Consider the following 2,664-nt stretch of genomic DNA (forward strand, 5'->3'; position numbering starts at 1 on the left):
GTTGAGGCGGATCTGCCTGACAGACACTGGTACGGCGCTGAGCCTGAGCTCGTTTATGAAAAACGGGGAGAGGGTGTGGACGATATGATTAAACAGATTCTAGAAGCCTCTCGTGATTACCCGTGGGCAAACGAATATGTGGTGTTTCCTGGCCCAAACAGCAATACGTACCCCGCATGGTTAGCCGAGCAAGTCGACGGCTTTGATCCAGATTTGCCATTTCGTGCGATCGGTAGCGGTTGGACCCCTTAGCGACTGTTGATCGTCTGATTTTTCATCTGTTGATCGTCAGTAAGCCGACCTGTTTACGAGTCTTGCTCGCACTCAGCCGCGAGCATAAATTCTACCGCTTTGCGGGCATGGATCGCTGTCGTGTCGAATAGAGGTGTGTCGGTATCGGCTTGCTCAACGAGTAGGCCTATCTCTGTGCAACCCAAGATGACAGCCTCGGCTCCTTGAGCTGCCATCCGCTCTATAACCTCTAAATAGGTTTTGCGTGAGCGCGTCTGGATATTACCCAAACAGAGCTCTTCGTAGATGATGCGGTGAACGTCAGCCCTGTCTGACGTAGTCGGTGTTATGACCTTCAAGCCAAAGTGTTGTGTCAGTCGGCCTTTGTAAAAGTCCTGCTCCATTGTGAAGGCTGTGCCTAGTAACCCGACTGTTTTGACGTTGGCATGAACGAGTGCTTCGCCAGTCGCGTCGGCGATGTGCAACAGGGGAATGTTAATCGCTGATTGAACAGCGTCTGCTACTTTGTGCATGGTGTTTGTGCAAATAAGCAGACCGTCTGCGCCAGCAGCCTCGACCGATACCGCAGCACTTGCGAGTATTTCACCCGCTTGTTGCCAATTGTCTTGCATCTGTAATGCTTCTATTTCAGCAAAGTCGACACTCACCATGGCGATTTTGGCGGAGTGCAGGCCGCCGAGATGGTTTTTAACGCCTTCGTTGATCGCTTTGTAATAGCCTTGTGTGCTTTCCCAGCTCATGCCGCCTAATAGGCCGATGGTTTTCATCTTGTTTTTCCTTGTGATGAGATTACGTCTGCGTGTTGAGCGCAGCATTACATATTGGTGGTTCTCAGCAAAACTGACTGGTGATCTTGTGAATGGATGCCATTACTTGCTCACATATAGCCGGGTTAGTGGCATCGGCATGTGGCGGCGCAAACTGTTGTTCGTCATTGTCGTAATACTGTCCGGATGCGCGCGCGAACTCCTCTGATAATGCTGCGCGCACTAGAATGTTTGCGCCGACGCTTAAGTCATTGCCGGCCACACCAAAACCCTCTTTCACCATTTTACTGGCGAGCAGTGAGCCGGGATTGACGGCAACCGAGACTTGGCTGTTGCTTAAGTCTTTCGCTAGTTCTTGTGACCAAATAGTCAGCGCAAGCTTGCTTTGCGCATAGGCTTGAAACGCTTCGCTTAAAACGACGTTGCCTTCCATGGCATCTATATTGATGGGCGCTTGCGCTGCAGACGAAAGGTTGATGATACGTCCATCGCTTGAAAGGCTGGGGATTAGGCCCTTCGCTAAGATATAGGGCGCGAAGGTATTCACGACAAACCGGACATCGAAGCCCTCAGGCGTAATGGGAGTTGGTGTTTTTAACACGCCGGCATTGTTGATAATAATGTCGATGCTTGAATGACCACTCGTGATGGAAACGAGCAGAGATTGGATGTCGTCAAAGCGAGATAGGTCTGCCCGGTATGTATCGATGAGGGTATTCGGAGCGCAGTCATGTAATGCGGTTTTTGTGTCGGCCAGCTTTTGCTCGCTTCTTCCGTGAATCAATAAATGATGGCCTTTTGCTGCGAGTAATTTGGCGGTCTCTAAGCCAATGCCATCGGTTGCTCCTGTAATCAGTATTTTGTTCATCTTGCGTTGACTCCGTCCTTATCGATTCGGTGTTTCCGTTGCTTATAGAAGCACATTTGAATGACGGTTGTCTTCCATTCATGGGGTGCCGCTTTGCAAGGCCTCCTACGTTTACTCGCGGTCAGTATTATGAGGTGGCCATATGCTCATCAATACATCGTACGATTGAGCACCTATTGCATTTTTTACGTCATATTCAGCGCATCGGCTGAAATAAACGGCCTCAATTCTTTGCGCGCTTGTATTGCTGTATTACACTCGTTCACATATTGGCTTAAGTCTTGTTCAGTTGCAGGGAAAGGAAGCACCGTATGGCAATGGCGTGGTTAAGAAAGTTGTTGGGCGGTAGCGATGATGCACCGACGACCCAGCTTGCATCGGCGGCAGTTCGCGAAGAATCTGCACACGCTGAGAAAGAAGATTCTCCTGTCAGTAACGGAAGAGACAGCGCACAGCTGTATGAAGAGTATCGTGCAGAACTGGATAGAGCGTTCTGTCTCGAATTGTTTGGTACGGACCGTCTCTATGTGAATAGTACTGACGAGCAGCGTGCCAGTGCGCGGCAGCTTGCTAGAAAGCTTGCGCAGGCTGAGGTGCGGACTGAACAACTCCCTCGAAAGCCCAGTACGCTGCCTTCATTAATGAAACTCCTGAAGCAAGACGAGCTGAGTTACGCTCAGATTGCCGAATCCTTATTGAAAGATCCTTCGCTGACTTCTCAGGTTCTTAGAACCGTAAATTCGCCGTTTTTTCGCTTGAACAATAAGACTGTTGAGT

General features: G+C 49.8%; 4 protein-coding genes. 2 read left to right on the plus strand and 2 right to left on the minus strand.

Going from position 1 to position 2,664, the window contains the following annotated elements; translation table 11 throughout:
* Window positions 1-252: DUF3750 domain-containing protein (locus tag A3750_RS18110; protein WP_156498712.1), on the plus strand; the 252-nt coding region annotated here is incomplete at its 5' end.
* A 53-nt stretch (window positions 253-305) separates the two neighbouring features.
* Here the strand turns inward: A3750_RS18110 and A3750_RS18115 are convergent.
* Complete coding sequence (locus tag A3750_RS18115) at window positions 306-1,019, minus strand: aspartate/glutamate racemase family protein (protein ID WP_068548254.1); 714 nt, start codon at window positions 1,017-1,019, stop codon at window positions 306-308.
* Window positions 1,020-1,083: 64 nt separating this feature from the next.
* Entirely contained in the window at window positions 1,084-1,887 is an 804-nt protein-coding gene (locus A3750_RS18120) for an SDR family NAD(P)-dependent oxidoreductase (RefSeq protein WP_068548255.1), read from the minus strand.
* A 311-nt stretch (window positions 1,888-2,198) separates the two neighbouring features.
* On the opposite strand from A3750_RS18120, the gene A3750_RS18125 reads away from it, so the two are divergent.
* On the plus strand, window positions 2,199-2,664 hold a 466-nt coding region (locus A3750_RS18125; protein WP_156498713.1), incomplete at its 3' end, for an HDOD domain-containing protein.

Source organism: Oleiphilus sp. HI0079 (genome assembly GCF_001635105.1).